This is a genomic window from Paenibacillus ottowii, assembly GCF_006874425.1.
Lineage (GTDB): Bacteria > Bacillota > Bacilli > Paenibacillales > Paenibacillaceae > Paenibacillus > Paenibacillus ottowii.
Map to the genome: position 1 here is coordinate 274,787 of NZ_VIJZ01000003.1, position 18,921 is coordinate 293,707.

Sequence of the window (18,921 nt, forward strand, 5' to 3'; positions counted from 1 at the left end):
AGACCCTGCAATGATGCAGAGCCTCTGAAAGCTGATTATAATTCGGACATGAGTGATTAAAAGAATAATTAGTCTCCCCAATAGTCCTCGGGATGGTATTCAATTTTAGAACCGGCTTCGAACGTAAGCTCACCGAGCTGACCATGATACTGCACACTTTCCGGGGTCACGTAATACCAGTGCTTTACTACGGGTCCACCATCTGCCGGCGTTACAAAACGAAAAACGTTCAGTTCCTCGCTGAATCGCACAATCGCCTCTGCCGCCTCGCGCGGCAACTCTTGAAGCGTGAAGCAAAACACGCCGTCTGCCAATTCCAAATGACAATCGAAATGCTGCCTACGGCTGTCAGCAAAGCTGCGCCCTGTAACGGCATGCTTGATCAGCCATGTTTCCTGCTGCGCCATTGTGCGCACCTCCTTTTAGGGCAAATCAATCAGCATATAAAAGACAGCATCCTCTGCTATCAATGATAGCTTCGGTTCTTCCTCTATACGAGCAGAATCGCGCCCTTGCAGAATATGTTCACCATTCACTCGCAGCGAGCCCTCAATGACGAACAAGAACACGCGCCGACCCTCGGCCTGTGTGAATTCGACTTGTTCCTCTGGTTGAAGCTTGCTTAAATAAATCGTTAAATCCTGATTGATTGCAGCTATTTCGCCCTCCGTGCCTGGTACACGCTTTCCAGCAACGACAGGCAGAAGCTGACCGGGAAGACGCTCAGGGTTGAACGCCGTAGTCTCATAGGACGGTTCCAGTCCTCTTGTATGCGGGCTAAACCACAATTGCAGCAGATTGACATCCTCGGTTTGCGAAGCATTGTGCTCCGTATGAATGATGCCATGGCCTGCTGACATTCGCTGGATGCCTCCAAAACGGGTCACCGCCACATGCCCACGGTTGTCTTCATGGCGCAACTCCCCAGACAGCACAATGGAGACAATCTCCATATCACTGTGCGGATGCGCTCCAAAGCCCCGACCTGGTGCAATGACATCGTCATTGCAGACACGCATAGGACCAAACGCTGTATTGTTCTCATCCTGATACTCCGCGAATGAAAAGCTGTGACTCCCCCGCAGCCATCCCTTATCGAAGCTGAACCGGGAAGACGCCGGATATATTGTAAACATAATAGCCCTCCTTCAGGATGAACAATGAGATCCAAATCCCTCTCATTGTACCTGAGCCCAAGCGATAAAGCTACGTTTCTGTCTGAGTGGTAATCTCATCTATAAAAGACTGCAAGGTACTGGTCACGAAGGCCTCCTTACGGCGGATAAACACCGTTGTCACTTCATTGTAAGGCTCTGGGATGGCATGACCGCACACCAGACCTTGAGCCACCAGCCCGCTGATCGAGGATTCGGGAAAAACGGTCATTCCAATGCCTGCCGCTACACTGCCGATAATCGTCTCAAATGTCCCAAACTCCATGATCCGCTTGGGGATAATTCCTTCCATTTTGAGCCAGGTCTCCAGTCTTCCCCGATATCCGCAGCCTTTTTTATATACCAGGAGCGGACGAGTTGCAAAATCGTCCACGGAAAAGTCATCTCCTTGAGATACAAGCACCAGCTTTTCCTGAAAGACATCAAACTGTTCAATGAGCGGATGCTTGACCGGTCCGGTCACAAAGGCTCCATCCAGTCGCATTTCTGCAACCTCCTGCACCAGTGATTCCGTAACCCCCGCCTTGAGAGACAATTCGACATCCGGATACTTGCTGTAGTAAGCATGTAAAATGGCCGGAAGAGCAATGACAGTCTCCACGATACCAATCTCAAGTACCCCTGAAGGTGCAGAGGTGTTCTGAAACGCATGCTTCATTTCCTCAAATTGCGATAAAATGCTTTTCGTATATTGCAGCAGGCGCTTACCCTCGGCATTGAGGATCATCCCCCGCTTATGTCTATAAAATAAAGGGGTTTTCAGTTCCTTTTCCAGTAGCTTGATTCTGGCCGTTACATTGGACTGGACGTAGCTAAGCTCGGCTGCAGCCTTGCTGACACTGCCATGTGCAGCCACCGTCTGGAAGATGTTTAAATCGTTCAGATCCACTACTGTTCCTCCTTATCGTGAAAGGGCAAGGGCCAAAAAATTGACGCACCTTGTCACTTATCATCATTTTAAATGATCATAATGTTTATTTTCAATCATTTTACCAACAGATTCCTATCCTTTATGATGTGTCCATAAGATATGTCCGCTGAGACCGGCAAGGAGGAGCTTTTGTACACCATGAACAAACAGATCATGACCGGATCTTTATTATGCCTGATCGCCAGTATGTCCTGGGGGGCCATGTTTCCGGTGTCGCACATCGCATTACAGCATATTAATCCACTGTATTTTTCATTTTTACGCTATTTCTCGGTTACACTCATATTAGTTGTGCTATTGTGGCTCAAAGAGGGACGGACAGCATTTCGCTTTGAGGGCAAGGGCAAGGTATTGTTGTTCTTTGGAACTATGGGATTTACCATTTATAATATGGCTGTTTTCCAGGGACAACACGCGATGGGGGCGGCAGGCACCCTTGTAGCCTCCATTATGGAAGTGTTAATGCCGATGATTTCCATTGCAATGGTGTGGATCATGACCCGTAAAATGCCTCCAAAATATACACTAGTCAGCATGGTGATTGCGCTGGCTGGAGCCTTACTGGTAATCACGAACGGCAAATGGACCTTTTTCACACTTGCCGGACAACATTTGCTGGCACTGCTGCTTATTTTTGTAGGCGTCGTCGGATGGGTCGTCTATTCCATGGGAGGCAGTCATTTTGCTGGATGGTCTACTCTTCGATATTCAACCTTGACCTGTCTGCTTGGAACTCTGGTTTCTTTCGTTGTCGTGACATGTGCCTCTGTTTTTGACTGGATTACGGTGCCGGATTGGCAGCACGTATGGTCAGTCAAATACGAAATGAGCTTTATGATCCTGCTTCCAGGGCTAGCGGCCTTACTTAGCTGGAATGCCGGAATCCGCAAGCTGTCTCCACTGAACGGAATTCTATTTATTAATTTTGTACCGATTACCACACTGGTACTTATGTATTTCCAAGGTTATGTCATTAGCCATTATGAACTGTACGGCACGGTATTGGTCATCTTCGCGCTGATTTTGAACAATATGTTTCAGAGAAGCTCTCTGCGTACATCCAACAGCTCACGGGGTGTCCGTTTTCGTCTGAATCGTCGCAAGTCATTCAATAGTGACTTCTAACCCTGCGAACCAAAGTGATGATAAACATCAAAAAAGCGTCTGGATACGGAATAACCTCCGATATCCAGGCGCTTTTTATCATTTATGATTTTTCTTCAATCTGGAAACGTCCAACCAGTTCGCGTAGCTCTTCTGCCATCTGGCTCAGGTCTGCGGTGGATGAAGCAATTTCCTCTATGGAAGCAAGCTGTTGCTCAGCCGCTGCTGAGATCGACTCGGTGTTGCTCGCCGCCTCGTCCGAAATATGGGAAATGTCGCTCATAATATCCACGACACCTACGGTCCCCCGTGCCATTTCCTGAGTCACTCCGGTAATGTCATGGATATGCCCCATCGCGCGTTCGACAGCCTGACTGATTTCCGCAAACGAGTGCTCGGACGTGGTTACCGAATTAATACCTTCGGATACCCGTGCCCGTGCTTGTTGCATCGCACCCAGCGCATGGTTCATATCCACCTGCATCGCTTCAATGCGCTCCGAGATCAAGGTAGCTGATTTGGCAGATTCCTCAGCCAGCTTGCGTACTTCTGTAGCAACCACGGCAAATCCTTTGCCATGATCCCCAGCGCGTGCGGCCTCAATAGATGCATTCAGTGCCAACAGATTGGTCTGTTTGGCGATACCAGATATAACACTGATAATATTCACGATTTCACCAGAACGCTCACTCAGGGAGTCCATAGCGTGTCCAAGATCATGAACAGTCTCGTCGATATCATGCATTTTCTGTACAGCCTGCGTAGCAGCCTTGCTGCCTTCCTGTGCCGACTCGGCATTCATTTTCACATGTTCAGATACACCCACCATGCGCTCAGACACATCCGCTGCTTGCTGAGCCAGTCCCTCCATACTCACAGAGCCATGCTTGACGCTTTGCAGCTGACGTTCGCTGCCTACAGCTACTTCTTGAATAGCAATTGTGACATGCTCAATGGCTTGGGTCGTCTGATCTGCACCCGCAGCAAGCTCCTCTGCCGAAGAACTTACCCGGTCTGTCGTTTCACGCACGCTTCGAATCATCGTGCGCAAACTGTCCACCATGGTTTGAAAGTGAGCAGATAGTTCGCCTACCTCATCTGTTTTTCCTGTTTCCAAATCGCCCGTCAAATCTCCTTCACTGATTCGTTCTGCTGATTTTTGCAACTTACGAATCGGAACCAGAACCGAACGGGTAATCAGGAAAATCGCGATAAGCGCAATCACCAGCGAGGCAGCCAGCACGAAAATCGTTACATAACGCATGGCAGCGGTGGCATCGCTAATCTCGGATACATAGAAAGTACCTGCAATTTTCCAGCCGGTATCCTTATTCGTTACATAAGTTAAATATTTTTCGCGACCTTCATACATATAGTTAAAGCTCCCGCTTGGCGCAGTGTACAGCCTGTCAAGCGAATTATCCTGAGGTAATGAACCCGCTTTAGCCGTAGGATGGACTACGAATTTCTTCGTGTGATCCAGAATGACGATATACCCCTCCTGGCCCACTTTGATGGAGGCCAGTTTACGTACACTTTCCAGATTCAAAGAGATCCCGATCACGCCAGACTGGTCGGCAAGCGTCCGAGATACGATAACTACAGGAATACCTGATGAATTGATGATTACAGGGGTGATCGCTACCTTGCCCGGTTGCTTCATCGCTTCGATGTACCATGGTCGTGTGCGAGGATCAAATGTGCCTTCATCCTTTTTGGGCACTCCACGGATCATCAGCCCTTTCGGTGTTCCCACGAAAATATCCTTCGCGTCTTCGTGCAAGCCTATGTATTGGATCAGCTTGGGCTGAATCAAGGGACTGTTTGGCCCATCAATCATCGAACCGTCGAGACGTTCCGCCAAATATCCCACATCTTGAATTTTACTGGCGATTGCATATTCAATCACAGAGTTAGCCGTCGTTACCCCCTGATTTGCACTGCTGTGCAGCTGTTTCTCCATCGCATTATACGATGATTTATAAGTCGCAGCGGAAATGCTTAAACTCGGAATTAGCAGAACAAGTAAAAAACCTAAAATCAACTTGTTCCTGAGTGTCCATATGGTCTTTCTCTTTCGCGTTATTGCCATGTATCTTTTTTCCCCTTTGCTCAAAAAGCGATATTATTTCATTACATTCCATGAAAGTTATATCGGCAGAAAGTAGCAAATCATTTACAAGGAATTTTCATAAAGGAGCAAAACAAATACCGCGTCCTATGCTACTAAGGACGCGGTTAAATGAATATTTAGACCTGTACGTTACTATTTTCAGCCTTTTTACGGCCAAAAAACTGATCCACTGCCAGAAAACGCCCACCGACAAGGGCTTGTTGAAGACTGGTGAACAGAATCAGCAGATCAAATTCAATTGAGCCAAAAGGCTGTCCTTTTTTAGCAGTGAGCAATACGCCAATCATTACAATGGTCAATGCTACTCCAGCCAATCGTGTTCCGATACCCAGAACGAGTGCAACCCCCCCGACTAGCTCAACTGTAGCGACCACTGGAGCCATCCAGCCAGGGAGTCCAATGCTCTGGAAGAAGCCGGAGGTTCCGTCTAGTCCCTGAAATTTTTGTGCACCGTGAACGATAAAAATAACCCCTGTAAAGATTCGTACCAATAATAGTCCAATATTCGCAAGCGTTTGATTCATATAAGCTCATCTCCTTTAAGTTGTGTACAGATTAGGTAATTACACTACTATATGTAGTGTAATGCATATGAAGAATCGGCAGCGCAGAAGGCGCCACCCTTTAAGATAACTTTTGGCCAAACTAGATTAATGCCAGTGTAAACATAAGTGTCAGCATAATTAGTACATAGCCTGAAAACATAATGGAACGCCAAGGCATTCGAATGATCGGCTCTTGCTGAGGATCAAGAATGCGTGAAATCCGATAATTAATGGACGTTTCTGCAAAAGAGGAACAAGTAGCGGAGTTTACCAGACGGGCGTTCGCAGGTGTCATACTCAGAAGCTTGAGCAATGCGCTCCCAATCCCAACCGGTGAACCGGCTCGTTGAATCGCTTCGTTATCTGCCAAGATTTCACGGGCCGTCTTGTATTGGCTAGTAATATGACGTAGCACCGGCAAGTAAAACAATTGTGTAGCACACATTTGCAGGAACCAGGTCTTCAATGGATCATAATGCTTCATATGATACGCTTCATGGTATATGACTGCCTCTTCCTCATGCTTGTCGAGTACCGACAACAACGCAGAGGATAATACAATGCGTGGCTTCCATAATCCCATAGTGAAGGCAGCAGGTTTGGCATAATCAATGACCCAAATCCGGTCGGTCCCGAGTTCACGATATCGTTCACCCAGTTCTTCGGTCAGCGGTAGATCACGCATTCGATGCAATTTACGGAAAGCCGCCCTGGTAGCCATACACTGTCTGACCGCTTCTCCTCCGGCGATACCGAAGGTAACCAAAACTAGCCCGCTGAGTGCATCCACCATGTAGCCGATTCCGTAGTGCTGCAACAAACTTCTGCAAATTTGAAACACGTTAAAATTCAATTTCCAGCCGAAAACATGCTGCCCGGCATACATGCCCATTTGTACAAGGGCGAAACTCGAAATCAAGGCGCCTGCTGTAAACAGTAATTTAGAACGTGTTTTCCACATCGTCTACATATCCTTTTTCCATTGTTTAATTTTTTGTTCCAAACGTTCGATCAGAACCGGATCCGCTACCTCCAGAGCATCAATCATATGATTGACAGCAAGCGGACCAAATTCATCTACCAACTCGTGACTCAGTTCTTTGGATTGCTCATCCATAAACTCTTCCCTGCTTAACACAGGACGGTATAAGGACGTTCTGCCACGTATACTTTTACTCAAAATCCCCTTTCCTACTAAACGGTTCATCACCGTCATCACCGTATTGAAGTTAAAGTCCCGATCCCCCTCCAATGCGGTCTGCACTTCTTTGATACTCCGATCCGAAGTGGACCATAAAATATCCATGATTTTGGCTTCCAGCGGTCCGAAAAATCGGTTAAGCCCGGTTTCGCCAGCTTTAAAATTCAGTCGTTTCATAAGAAGCACCTCACACTACTGATTGTAGTGTATATATCCTGATAAAGTCAACCATCACACCTGGTGTCAGCTTCAGAGACTATATACAAACCGCCGAATGGTCTACATCCGGCGGAAATTCATCAATGTTCATAACCTTCGTTTAATCTGCCAATCTGTATCCTACACCTCTTACGGTAGCAATATATTCGGGCTCTGCAGGCCGATCGTCCAGCTTTTTGCGCAAGCTTTTGACATGCACATCCACAACATTGCTGCCGCCAACAAAATCGGTTTCCCAGATATCATGCATCATCTGCTCCCGGGAGATCACTTTTCCTTGAGCATCTATCAGCTTCAACAGTAAATCGTATTCTGTTTTGGTCAGATTCAATGGATTCTCTTCCTTATATACCAACATTTTATCACGGTCAATCCAGATGTCCTTGAACACTGTACGACGGCTGGTTTGCGCTGCCTGACGGGAAACCACTGGATGACACACAATCATCCGTTCAATATCATGCACCATTTGGCTGGATGCCAGCGGCCATATCAGCACCTCTTCCGAAGGAAGCAGCTCATTCGCGTGTACAGACATCCGATCCTGAACCACATACATGACTGGTGTGTCCTTCATATACTCATGTTCAAGGTCATTGCGAATATTCAGCAATTCACTCCGTGGATCGGTGGCGGTCAAATCGTAAATCAAGAGATCGCTCCCCAAATGACGCTGTACTTCAGGCTCCCAGCGATGGAAGACCAGCACGTCAAAACACGCATCTGACAACGTACGCACCACACCATGAACTACACCCGGTACGGAGCTAATCAAAATGATGCGGCGTGTCGTCGGACAATACAGGGGTTCATTCGAAGGGACGGTCTGCACCGCAGTTGTAGACGGGGCAGACAGCAGCGATGTCCAACTGCCCTTCACGCGTCTAGGCATGTCAGCAACCTTAATGCGATTTGTTACTTGATTCGCTTGCTTTGGCATTCCTTACACACTCCTCCGAATACGACATGGGCATGGGCAATGGTATATCCCGTTTCATGCGCAACCGTATCAATCCAATCGTGTGGGACTTCACTCATCACTTCATCTACCCGTCCACATACCTGACAAATAATATGCTGATGATCGTCCATCCGGCCGTCATAACGACTAGCGGCTTCCCCGAGTTTCAACTCACGGATTAATTCTTTATCCGTTAAATAACGTAGTGAATTATAGACCGTTCCATAGGCCAAATTATATCCGCGCTCCATCAACCGATTCATAACATCGGCAGCAGTAGGGTGATCGTGGGCTTCACGGACCACATCATACACTGCTTGGCGCTGCGAAGTTAAATTTAAAGTTCTCATATCGCATCTCCCTTAACCAGTACAGATTATATTTATTCTAAGCTTATAATCACATTAAAAATTAATTTAGAATAAGTATAAATCTTAATTTATTTCAAGTCAATGGCATCGGATAAATCGAGCCGCTTTGCAACACAATGTATACAGGAGTACATGCTTAGCTTGTTTATAATTGGAGGGATATTTTATGAAGATATTGTGGATATTTACGCTTTTCATGCTGCTCATGCTCGGAACAAGTATATCGATAAAATGGCTTTTCGGTGCGCGTCATCCTTGGGAGCCTATTTCATTGGCTTTTCGCACGATGCGACCATCAGAATATATCGTCCTGGCAGGAATGCTTATCGTGTTCTTTATATATGTGGGAAAAAAGCCAATAGGAAACGCATTTAGCTTCCTGTTCTCACAATGGTCACGTTTCCTCAAAGTTTCTACTACTTCCTCTGCTTCTTCGCAAGAGAGCCAGCAGAAAGAACAAACAAGGGATAACGTAAACAAGCAATAAATGAAAGAACAAGGACACTTTAAAAAGCTCTCCGATGATCCACCGATGTTTTTTTGTCGGCAAGACGATGACTCAAGAGACATTTTCCTCTCCTTTTTTATTCCGGGTCTTTCTCAGCCACGACACGATTAGCAACAAGATAGGAAAAAATACGGCAAATATCGGAAACAGCCATTTTAGCACTAACTCGCCTGTTTGAAGGTGATCTTGATAGTTCAGTGCCATCAATACACAAGAGACTAACATGATCAGACCAAATGGCAGGATCAATTTATGGTAAGGTATTCTCATTACATCTTCTGCGGCTTTAACCGCGGCATAATAGAAGATGAAAATTTTAAAAAAATCAAAAATAATAACGCTCATCACGCCGATGACATCGATTCTATCGATAAAATCAGATATTTCGACCTTGCTGATCATCGACAGTAGCGGGTAAGTCGCCCGTTTGAACACATCCTCTCCCAGTGCAAGCACATTGGACAGTGTAACCATAGACAGGAGCAGCCCTCCGAACAATATAGCAGAGACCCCTACCCCGTTGGCACGATAGTTCTTTTTTAATGTGGGGAGAATCATCGCAAACGTAACCATCTCGCCGTACGGTAGCATCACGGCTTGCGAATAAACAACTTGCCATATCGGCTGCCAGCCATGCTCTGCTATGGGCAATATATTGCCCATATCTACAATGCCTGCCAACAAAATTAATATATTCGTAGCCAGGCCCAGCAGCAGTAGCAAAATCAACATGATGATGGCCGTCCGGCCTGCAACCTCAATTCCCAAATACATCACATACATGACAAGTCCAATCATTAAGGCACAAATGACTGTCAACGGCGTATGCTGAAGTGTCCGGTCGGCAATCAGGATCCCCGTGTCCCGAAGATCCCGCGCTCCGCCGTAAAGAAAAAACACGATATATATAAAAGCAAGCACGCTCCCTGCTTTCTTGCCCAAAAGAGCTCTGCAGTACTGTGTCATGAGCAAGTTGGGAAAGCGTCGGTGAAGGCTGCCATAGCATACAAAAAGCATTGCTCCCAAAACCGTGGAAATGAGGATGGCGATCCATGCATCCTTGCCCGCATTCCTTCCGGGAATAGACATCATAGATGTGCCCATCTCAAACAACACCATAAGAGAGATCATCTCTTTTGCACCTATCTGTACCTTTTTTTTCATAGCCTTCCCTCCTCGTTCTATTTTTCACTAATCTGGTTCCCCCTTGGAATATGGGTTAGTACGCGACTGAGTGTGTTTCAGTATAGAAGTCACTTGAATACGAACGGTACTTTCCGCAAAATAACGGCTCCAATCGGGAGAAAGCTTCTTCCATTGTTGGGGATGGCTCCTCTCCAGCGCGAGGCCAAAGCCTATTACATCGCTGCGAGTACGCTGAATGTCCCTGACTGTTGAAGCGATCACTTTCTTTGTCTCCTCTGACCATTGCTCCTGCAGTCTTTTCATCGCCTCCGGACTCTGTAAGTTAATCGAGCACTCAGCCTCCTGTACTGCCCCGGTCTGTTTTAAGCTAATCACAAAAATAGGCTCTCCTTGCTCCATCCGAGTGTGTATATTGGTTGCAGAAAACAAGGTTTCGATGCCAATGTTTTCCTTATTCTTACCACAGCTCAGTGTTGTTTCGGCACTTTTCACCTTGTTGTTGATCATAGACAGTCCAATGGCCTGGTCATCGTCCAACCAACGGACAAGCCGATCCTTTTTAAACACCCCCATTCCGTTAATATGAACAATAGCTTTCGGTAAAATATTGTCCACATTGCTCTTGCTTGGGGCCTGCTCCAAATTCCCATTGACCCCTATGCCCGTCAGCACAGGACCGCCACCCTTATGAGACATGCTGCGAATGACATCGTCGATAGTTACCGCGTAATCCCCGGCATACAAACGCTCCGATGTTTCCAGCTTTCCTGAAATATCATTGGCAGGAATACGGCCGATCGCGGTCATGATTGCCAGTACATCCTTCCCAGTATTACCACGTGCCACCAGCATTTTCACCGGCAGTCGGATTTCTGTAGACCTTTCCAGAAAATCTATCGTATCGCCGATTCCAGCCCGCGCCAGCTTTTCACCAATAACGACCAGTTTGGTATGCGCCAAAGAAATGACCCGTGGAACCCTTTGTGAGGCTCTGCGGAGCGCTTGAAACAGACTTCTCCCCCTTTCCCGATACAAAACGACTGGGGTAGCTCCTCTCGCTTTGGCCCCGGCGATTTCATCTGCCACGATCACCTGCAGGGAAACCTCATAATCCGACTCCCCATCTGAATCAATACTTATAGCCGATACTACTGCTCTTTGGTTCAACTCCACAGAATCCCAGCAACCGGATAACAATGGAGTGAACAGTAGCAAGACCAGACACAGCCCCCCTATTCTTCTCTTAAACGTTACTGCGCTTTGTTCATTCCTCTTCCCCTGATACACCCTGATTGCCCCCCTCCTGCATCGGTGTGGTTTTATCAGAAGGGGAAATCCCGCTTCCATCCTTCATTCGTTTCTCATTATTAGACGTAATGCTTTTAGGGCGTTTCTTCATCATCCAGAATGGGAGTCGCAATACGGCATCCTTTTGACTCTCCAGCACAAAAGGACTGAAAGGCGCCATGTAGGGCACCCCGAACGAACTCAGACTGTTCATATGAGCAATTAGTGCAATCAACCCCAATGTAATGCCGTATAGGCCCATGGACGCAGACAGTATCATGAAAATAAATCGGCACAATCTCCCGGCTACTGCCATGTTATAGGCTGGGATTGCGAAACTAGCTATCCCTGTCAGGGCTACTACAATCGTGAGCAGCGGGGTGACAATTCCGGCTTCCACGGCCGCTTGTCCCAACACAAGCGCTCCTATAACGGATACCGTTTGACCACCCGCACGGGGCATTCGAATACCCGCCTCACGCAAAATCTCAAAGGTGACCTCCAGAATTAGCGCCTCTAGAAATGCCGGAAAAGGAACGGATTCCCGCTGAGCCAATATGCTGATCAGCAATGGAGTCGGTATCATTTCATAATGATACGTTGTTAAGGCAATGTAGAGAGAAGGCCCCAGAATAAGAATAATGAAGCTGATATATCTAATGAGGCGAACCACCGTCGCCATATCGTAACGCTCTTCATAATCCGAAGAATTCTGAAAAAATTGGGCAAATATTGTGGGCATCACCAATACAAACGGATTTCCGTCTATAATGAGCGCCACTCGGCCCTCCATAATATTGCTGCTGATGGTATCGGGTCTTTCCGTGTTAAAGATCGTCGGAAATGGAGTGAAATGATTTTCCTGTATCATCTCCTCAACCATGCCGGACTCAAAAATTGCGTCAATATTGATGCTTTCTACCCGTTTACGAACCTCATCTACGACGCGTGGATTTGCAATATTCTTCATGTACAGCATGGCCACATTTGTAAGGGACGTGCTTCCCACTTGGAACATCTCAAGTGTAAGATCGGAGCTTTTAATCCGGCGCCGAACCAGAGAAATATTCGTGAACAGGGATTCCACAAACCCCTCTTTTGGTCCTCTGACGACTGTCTGGGTGGTTGGCTCACTGACCGCGCGTGTCTCTCCTCCACGCGTACCGCACGCAATCGCTTTTTCACAGCCTTCTAATAGGATGATCGTGTCCCCCATTAGTAGTTGTTTCATCATGGAACTCCAATCATCGCAATCCTTCACTTCTCCCAGCGCAAGCGCATGACTCTGTATTTTTGTGTACAGCGCTTCTGCGCTCTCGACCTCAGCAGCCACTTCAGCAGATGGGCTGCTAAGCATGGATTTCATGATGAGTTCATTCACCGTATCCGTCTTGGCCATACTATCCAGAAACACAATAGCGGCCGGTACATCCGCCCTGAGGCCCACTTTAAAGCGGCGAATCAGAAAGTCCGGGCTATCTGACGTCAATTCCTTAATTTGCTGCAAGTTGGTTTCCAAACAAGCCTCTATTTTTAAAAAGCGCGGAGAATTTCCATTCTTCTTATCCACACCCGATTTTCTATTATGTTTGCGATAGGGATAGCGAATCATGAGCAAACCTCATCTCCAAAATGGTAGCCGCACACTACCTATTTCCTAATTATTGTATCTTTTGAGTATGCTCAATCTCTTCCTGGTTATGCACCACGTACGTAATCGAAACGTTACAAGTCAACCCAACGTAATAAATTCCAATAAATTTTTTTGTTTTTTTAAGCCTAATGTCAGTTCTTTTTGATAAAATGAAGGAATATGCCTCTCGGGAGGGTTATCATCTTGTTCAGTACGTTCTTTGTAAATACCTGTATCCTAGTCACCTTTTTGTACATAACCGGTCTTATTTCGCAGAGGTATAAAATCCGTCTACACACCTTAACGCGAAAGGTGCATTGGATTGGAGGCGCTCTTTTTGGGTGCTACGGCATTGTCATCATGTACTACTCTATTCCAGTAGGTTTTAATACCATTGCTGATCTTCGTCATCTGGCTATCGTAGCTACCGCAACCTATATTGGCGGCCCAGCTGCGCTTATGGCAACGCTTTTTATATGTGTAGGCAGACTCTTGCTGTTTGGTATCAACAATCAATCCATCGTAGGCGCTGTTTTTATGCTGCTTGCCGGTCTGGGGTGCGCTATACTGTCACATTTGTCCTGGTCACGTTTGCCCAAGCTGATTATGATGAACATTTTTGCTTTGGGCTTTATATTTTGTTCCCTCATGGTTAATTTGAGAGATCTTGACGATGTTCTGCATGTTTATCCACTCCAGTTCTTCATTTCGATGGTTGGTGGATGCCTTCTGTACCTCATTGCTGAGTCCATCAATACATCCAATGAGCTATTACTCCGCCTGGAGCGTACCTCCTATACAGACCATCTCACCAATTTAAGCAACCGAAGGCAGCTTGAATTTTCATTGGAGGAGGAGCTTCCTCAAGCACGTCAACGGCATGAGCACTTATCTGTACTGGTGTTGGATATTGACCACTTCAAGGAAGTAAATGATACCTACGGACATGCTGCAGGCGATGCCGTGCTGCGTCAGCTTGGGCAGATTTTAATGGAAAAGTGCCGTGCTAATGATGTAGTCACCCGCAGCGGGGGAGAGGAATTCACCGTACTTTTGCCAAATTGCGCTTTTCGGCAAGCGCTACGCATAGCTAATCAGATTCTTAGTGGAGTAAATCAGTATGAATTTGTTTTGGCGGACGGGCTCATCCTTAGGGTTACAGTGTCCATCGGGGTGACCACCTTCCCTGGTACAGGAGAAGATATATCCGGAGCGGCCCTGCTGGAACAGGCAGACAAAGCACTATATGAAGCTAAAAAAGCAGGACGTAACCGGGTTTGCTCATATGAAATATAATTTGAGGCAGACCCTTACACAGAAATAGCCGATACAACCCTCTTTCGAGCGTTGTATCGGCTATTATCCTTTTAAACGAAAACATATTAATCACTTTTGGAAGAGGACTTTACATTCTGATCGTCAGTATGACTGCAATTTCCCAACACGAGTGATGTACGCTTGGCGAGCGAGGCAAGCGTATAAGATTCCCATACCTCCAGCATGCGTCGTTCGCTCTCAGCTAAAATTTCGGATACGGCCGTCGCCAACTCCTCACAAAAGGGGTTGGTCTCCGGTTCATGCATCATACCCGGGAAAATGGGATCACATATTTCAATGGCGTGGTATATGTCGGCAAGTGTAATATGATCCGCTGAACGGGTAAGCACATAGCCTCCCTCGCGCCCTTCACGTGCTGCAATCAAATTGGCCTGCACAAGCCGCGTCAGCACCCTGCGCACCAAAGTAACTTCGCAATCAATGGAGCGGGCAATGGAACCACTGGCACAAAGCTCGCCGTGTTTTTCCAAATAGACAAGCGCCTTTACCGCAATTCCAAGCCATTTGGGCGTTGCGGTGCGTAGTCTTTTTTCACTATTCAAATGAGATGACACCCCTAAGCTGTATGAACTTCGTTGAATGCATTGTACGTGATGTCACATATAAGTTCAAGCCTGAAAGCCGGAACCCTCTGGATTGCTAGCACCCAAAGTAAAATGACCTAATCGCACTTCCCCACGGAGCGAAAGATACACATCACGGATACCGGAGACTGATGGTAACCCTTCGGAGAACGTCACCCATGCTTGTGCTCCTCCTGTATTGCCCACGTTCATACGTGCTACGGCTTGGCTGTCCAGTGTATCCAAATGCAGCTCGATTGCTGCATCACGGCTGTTGCCTGACACGCGGCACTGAAGCTCAGCCACACTCACTGTATTCATGTCTACGCCATGAAAGGCGATCCAGCCGGGACGTTGCGGTGAACGGGGACGTACACAGGCCTCCTTTTGCTCCTTGCTTTCATCCAGCAGGATATTGAAGCAATCATCAAAGTTTTCAGCTCGGGTCCTTGATCCGGCTTGTCGCGGTGGAATGACTTCACCCCGGACATACACAGAATGCTCCAATCGAATATCCGCGGAGGAGGCACCTGCCAGCAGGGTATATTCGCCTGATTCCACGCAATAGCAATCCCGTGTAACATCCCAAATCGCCCAATCTTTCACCCGAACTGTAAAAGAAACCGTTCGTGTCTCACCGGGTTCAAGGCGGATGCGCTCAAAACCGCACAAGGTCTTCAATGGGCGCTTTACGCGCGAGGCTTCAGAGCGTACATATAGCTGTACAACCTCTTCGCCAGCAGATTCGCCCCGGTTCGTCACATCTACCCACACCTGGAGAGTATCCGCAGCGTCAAGCGCGGCCATAGATTTAACGTTATCCTTATGAGCATCTGTATGCAGATTGCTATATTCAAAGGGCGAGTACGTTAGTCCGTGTCCAAATGGATACAGCGGTTCACCTTCAAAATATTGATAGGTTCGACCGCTGCGAATGATATCATAATCCTTGATATCACCCAATTGATCCTCGCTTTGAACCCAGGTCATGTTCAGACGCCCTGCTGGTGCGTAATCTCCAAACAATACATCCGCTATGGCTGTACCATGTTCCTGTCCCGCATGAGATGTGTATACGATCGCTGGAATATGCTCTTGAAGCCAAGGAATCGCAAATGGATAGCTACCCGTCAAAACCACAATCGTATTCGGATTGACGCGATATACTTCCTCGATAAGTCGTTGCTGGGATGCTGCCAGTTCCAAGCCTGGGCGATCATTCTCTTCCTTTCCGTTAATGAGCGGATGATTTCCAACGAATACAATCGCTGTATCTGCCGCTTGCGCAGCGGCTATCGCTTCCGCTAAACCATCCGATACCGTCTCTATATGGAAAGTCGTATGGTTTGAGTCTGTAGCGCCAGATGCAGGAGATGCGGACTCCATCACCTTTAACGAGCCTTCCACACCTGCGCTCACAGGCTTGCCGTTCCATGTAGTCCACAGATATGCTCCTTGCTCCACTGGAGTCAGTCCAAAGACCTCTTTGACATACCAGCCATACGCTTCATTCGCTGTCACGCGGAGCGTCTCCTCATCGCTCGTCACATAGGTACCCAGATGTTCATCATTCAGCGTCACACTGCCATACCCCCAATCCGTCATAGTCAATACGGTTGGCTCTTGATCCTGGGACAGGCACATGTCGCCGGAAGAATTGACTGTTAACTTCGCGCCGTCAGTCGCCGCCGTTAAGGTCACACGGTCTCTCGCATCGGAGTACACGACGCGATCCTTCGCGCTCTCACTTTCCAGCTTGGCGCAGATCGCCTCCAGCGGTGTAACCCGGTAAGGTAGCGTACCTGAATACCAATCGCGATATACCTCATTGGCATGTATACCAATGACCGCTACTTTGCCGCACCGGGCAGGGTTCAATGGCAAAAGTTTCCACTCATTTTTGAGGAGTACGATCTGCTCCCTCGCTGCACGCAACGACAATGCACGGGCTTGCTCTGTCATTAAAGCCTCCTCCCCGATGGAGGCATAGGGATTGTCAGCCGCTGGGTCAAATTCGCCCAAACGAAAACGAACACGGAACGTATGGAACAATGCACGATCCAAATCCTCTTCTTGTAGCGATCCTTGCTGCAAAGCTTCTCGAATCGCCTGCTTGGAGAGCTCCGCATCATCCGTAATGCTGTCAATTCCTGCGCGAATGGATTCAGCCACGCCTGGCGTGTGGGAGTCGTAATATTGATGGTCATTTGCAATCCCCATGACATCACCCGCATCACTTACAACAAAGCCGTTCATCCCCCATTCGCCCCTGACAATATCGTTAACACCGTGGTATAACGTAGCAGGCGTCCCGTTAATCAAGTTGTAGGAAGTCATCATCGATTGGGCTCCGCCTTCCCTGAAAGGCTTCTCGAAAGCTCTCAGATAATACTCTCGCAGGTTCCGTGGGTCTATGCTGGAGGAGCCGACTCCCCGGTCCACTTCATTGTTGTTACCGAGAAAATGTTTTAGTGTCGCGACCGCTTTCAAATATACTGGATGATCACCCTGTATTCCCTTGACTAGCTCCTTCGACAATTCACCCGTCAAATACGGATCTTCTCCGTAGGCTTCCTCATTCCGTCCCCATCTTGGGTCACGTTCCATATCCACTGTAGGCGCCCACAGAGTCAGGCCGTTCAATTTCGGATCACGACGATAGTAGACACGCGCCTCATCTGCAATAACAGAGCCGATTTGACGCATTAACTCCGTATCCCACGTACACGCCAACCCTACAGGCTGAGGAAAGGAAGTTGCCTCCCCCAACCAGGCGATCCCGTGTGCCGCTTCCGTACCGTGCTTGTAGGCTGCAACCCCCAAACGTTCAATAGCCGGCTGGTACTGTAGCATGGATTCAATCTTTTCCTCTAAGGTTAGTCGCGACACGAGATCCCGTACACGCTCGTCCAGGTGAATTTTCGGATTTTGAAATAAATATTCGATACCCGTTGTTTCATGACTCAAATCCGCCATCTCCTTAACTTAATTATGATACTAATAAGTCCTTTTATGAAAGCGTTTTAATATATAATAGCGAAAAAGGAGTACACCGGCAACAATACCGAAATCATCCTAAATTGGATGAAAGGTAAAACGCAGCATAAAGAAAAAAATTGCATTTTCCCTTTCATATGTAAAGCTAAAAATAATATTTTTTGGTATAATCAGGATATCTCATTGAAGGAGGAAGCGCTGATGAAAAATACGGGAATGACACGGCCTCTAGACCAGTTGGGGCGAATCGTACTGCCTAAGGAAATGCGCACCACAATGGACATCAATATCGGGGATTCGCTTGAATTCTTCGTAGATGAAGAAGGATTTGTATTAAGGAAATACACAGGAGTTTCCTGCAAATTTTGCGGCGCAGTGGATCATTTAACTTATTTTCGGGACAGCTTTATTTGCGCTGATTGCATCCAGTTATTAAAGAGCGATGAACATGTCCACGCTACAGGCAATGATGCCCTCCAGGCTCAAGAGCATACAAAACCGCCCCAAACGAGCACAACCTGGCAACCTAAGCAATCCAGAGTGCAGCAAGGTGAAATGGTAAAAAAGCTCCGCAAGCTGATTCAGGAACATCCGGATCTGCCACAAAAAGCGTATGCAGAAATGCTCGATATTTCCCAAGGCCGGGTATCCCAACTGAAAAAGCTGCTCTGAACCTTCTAAAAATTGATATTCCAATATTATATACTATGTACTTGCAAGCCTACTTATTTCGTCGCAATGGCGGTGGCCAGGTATAGAGTAAGGCGCATATCTGTGGATGTGTCCCTTATTCTATACCTGGCCTTTT

The 18,921-nt window shown here is 47.3% G+C and carries 18 protein-coding genes; 4 read left to right on the forward strand and 14 right to left on the reverse strand.

All coding sequences use genetic code 11. From position 1 onward, the window contains the following. Positions 1 to 68: 68 nt before the first annotated feature. The 3 genes from FKV70_RS08225 to FKV70_RS08235 all read right to left on the reverse strand — a co-directional run bounded on the left by FKV70_RS08225 (position 69) and on the right by FKV70_RS08235 (position 2,064). On the reverse strand, positions 69 to 407 hold the full coding sequence (locus FKV70_RS08225) for a hypothetical protein (RefSeq protein WP_142612503.1): 339 nt from the start codon (positions 405 to 407) through the stop codon (positions 69 to 71). Between the two features lie 15 nt (positions 408 to 422). Beyond that, entirely contained in the window at positions 423 to 1,136 is a 714-nt protein-coding gene (locus tag FKV70_RS08230; RefSeq protein ID WP_142612504.1) for a pirin family protein, read from the reverse strand. A 70-nt stretch (positions 1,137 to 1,206) separates the two neighbouring features. Next, entirely contained in the window at positions 1,207 to 2,064 is an 858-nt protein-coding gene (locus tag FKV70_RS08235) for a LysR family transcriptional regulator (protein ID WP_142612505.1), read from the reverse strand. Between the two features lie 180 nt (positions 2,065 to 2,244). Here FKV70_RS08235 and FKV70_RS08240 point away from each other — a divergent pair, with 180 nt between their 5' ends. After that, positions 2,245 to 3,231, forward strand: coding sequence for a DMT family transporter (locus FKV70_RS08240; protein WP_244310687.1), 987 nt, complete (start codon positions 2,245 to 2,247; stop codon positions 3,229 to 3,231). An 82-nt stretch (positions 3,232 to 3,313) separates the two neighbouring features. On the opposite strand, the gene FKV70_RS08245 is transcribed toward FKV70_RS08240, so the two are convergent. From FKV70_RS08245 to FKV70_RS08270, 6 genes are all read right to left on the reverse strand, one after another. Continuing rightward, complete coding sequence (locus tag FKV70_RS08245) at positions 3,314 to 5,302, reverse strand: methyl-accepting chemotaxis protein (protein WP_142612507.1); 1,989 nt, start codon at positions 5,300 to 5,302, stop codon at positions 3,314 to 3,316. Positions 5,303 to 5,460: 158 nt separating this feature from the next. Further along, a complete protein-coding gene (locus tag FKV70_RS08250; protein ID WP_142612508.1) occupies positions 5,461 to 5,868 on the reverse strand; it encodes a DoxX family protein in 408 nt (135 codons plus the stop codon). A gap of 121 nt (positions 5,869 to 5,989) precedes the next feature. Then, positions 5,990 to 6,850, reverse strand: a complete 861-nt coding sequence (locus tag FKV70_RS08255; RefSeq protein ID WP_142612509.1) for a M56 family metallopeptidase — start codon at positions 6,848 to 6,850, stop codon at positions 5,990 to 5,992. 3 nt (positions 6,851 to 6,853) lie between these two features. Beyond that, entirely contained in the window at positions 6,854 to 7,267 is a 414-nt protein-coding gene (locus FKV70_RS08260; RefSeq protein ID WP_142612510.1) for a BlaI/MecI/CopY family transcriptional regulator, read from the reverse strand. Between the two features lie 142 nt (positions 7,268 to 7,409). Further along, entirely contained in the window at positions 7,410 to 8,249 is an 840-nt protein-coding gene (locus FKV70_RS08265; RefSeq protein ID WP_142612511.1) for a winged helix-turn-helix domain-containing protein, read from the reverse strand. Then, positions 8,225 to 8,620: a Fur family transcriptional regulator gene (locus tag FKV70_RS08270; RefSeq protein WP_013373543.1), complete on the reverse strand. Its 396-nt coding sequence runs from the start codon at positions 8,618 to 8,620 to the stop codon at positions 8,225 to 8,227. The genes FKV70_RS08265 and FKV70_RS08270 overlap by 25 nt, the downstream gene beginning before the upstream one ends. 187 nt (positions 8,621 to 8,807) lie before the next feature. Between FKV70_RS08270 and FKV70_RS08275 the strand changes: the two genes are divergently transcribed. Next, complete coding sequence (locus FKV70_RS08275; RefSeq protein WP_142612512.1) at positions 8,808 to 9,128, forward strand: YczF family membrane protein; 321 nt, start codon at positions 8,808 to 8,810, stop codon at positions 9,126 to 9,128. A 72-nt stretch (positions 9,129 to 9,200) separates the two neighbouring features. On the opposite strand, the gene FKV70_RS08280 is transcribed toward FKV70_RS08275, so the two are convergent. Genes FKV70_RS08280 through FKV70_RS08290 form a run of 3 tightly spaced genes read right to left on the reverse strand, consistent with a single transcriptional unit; the run spans position 9,201 to position 13,194 of the window. Continuing rightward, on the reverse strand, positions 9,201 to 10,313 hold the full coding sequence (locus FKV70_RS08280) for a GerAB/ArcD/ProY family transporter (RefSeq protein ID WP_142612513.1): 1,113 nt from the start codon (positions 10,311 to 10,313) through the stop codon (positions 9,201 to 9,203). Between the two features lie 27 nt (positions 10,314 to 10,340). Next, on the reverse strand, positions 10,341 to 11,582 hold the full coding sequence (locus FKV70_RS08285; protein ID WP_142612514.1) for a Ger(x)C family spore germination protein: 1,242 nt from the start codon (positions 11,580 to 11,582) through the stop codon (positions 10,341 to 10,343). Continuing rightward, a complete protein-coding gene (locus tag FKV70_RS08290; protein WP_142612515.1) occupies positions 11,560 to 13,194 on the reverse strand; it encodes a spore germination protein in 1,635 nt (544 codons plus the stop codon). Before FKV70_RS08290 ends, FKV70_RS08285 begins: the two co-directional genes overlap by 23 nt. Positions 13,195 to 13,419: 225 nt before the next feature. On the opposite strand from FKV70_RS08290, the gene FKV70_RS08295 reads away from it, so the two are divergent. Then, on the forward strand, positions 13,420 to 14,511 hold the full coding sequence (locus FKV70_RS08295) for a diguanylate cyclase (protein ID WP_064797706.1): 1,092 nt from the start codon (positions 13,420 to 13,422) through the stop codon (positions 14,509 to 14,511). A gap of 86 nt (positions 14,512 to 14,597) precedes the next feature. Here the strand turns inward: FKV70_RS08295 and FKV70_RS08300 are convergent, their stop codons facing one another. Both FKV70_RS08300 and FKV70_RS08305 read right to left on the reverse strand, forming a co-directional pair. Then, positions 14,598 to 15,095, reverse strand: coding sequence for an Rrf2 family transcriptional regulator (locus FKV70_RS08300; protein ID WP_142612516.1), 498 nt, complete (start codon positions 15,093 to 15,095; stop codon positions 14,598 to 14,600). 66 nt (positions 15,096 to 15,161) lie between these two features. Next, the gene (locus tag FKV70_RS08305) at positions 15,162 to 18,083 is read right to left on the reverse strand and encodes a glycoside hydrolase family 3 C-terminal domain-containing protein (protein ID WP_142612517.1); all 2,922 of its coding nucleotides are present in this window, start codon (positions 18,081 to 18,083) and stop codon (positions 15,162 to 15,164) included. Positions 18,084 to 18,314: 231 nt separating this feature from the next. Here FKV70_RS08305 and FKV70_RS08310 point away from each other — a divergent pair, with 231 nt between their 5' ends. Next, a complete protein-coding gene (locus FKV70_RS08310) occupies positions 18,315 to 18,785 on the forward strand; it encodes an AbrB/MazE/SpoVT family DNA-binding domain-containing protein (RefSeq protein WP_142612518.1) in 471 nt (156 codons plus the stop codon). The last annotated feature ends 136 nt before the right edge of the window (positions 18,786 to 18,921 follow it).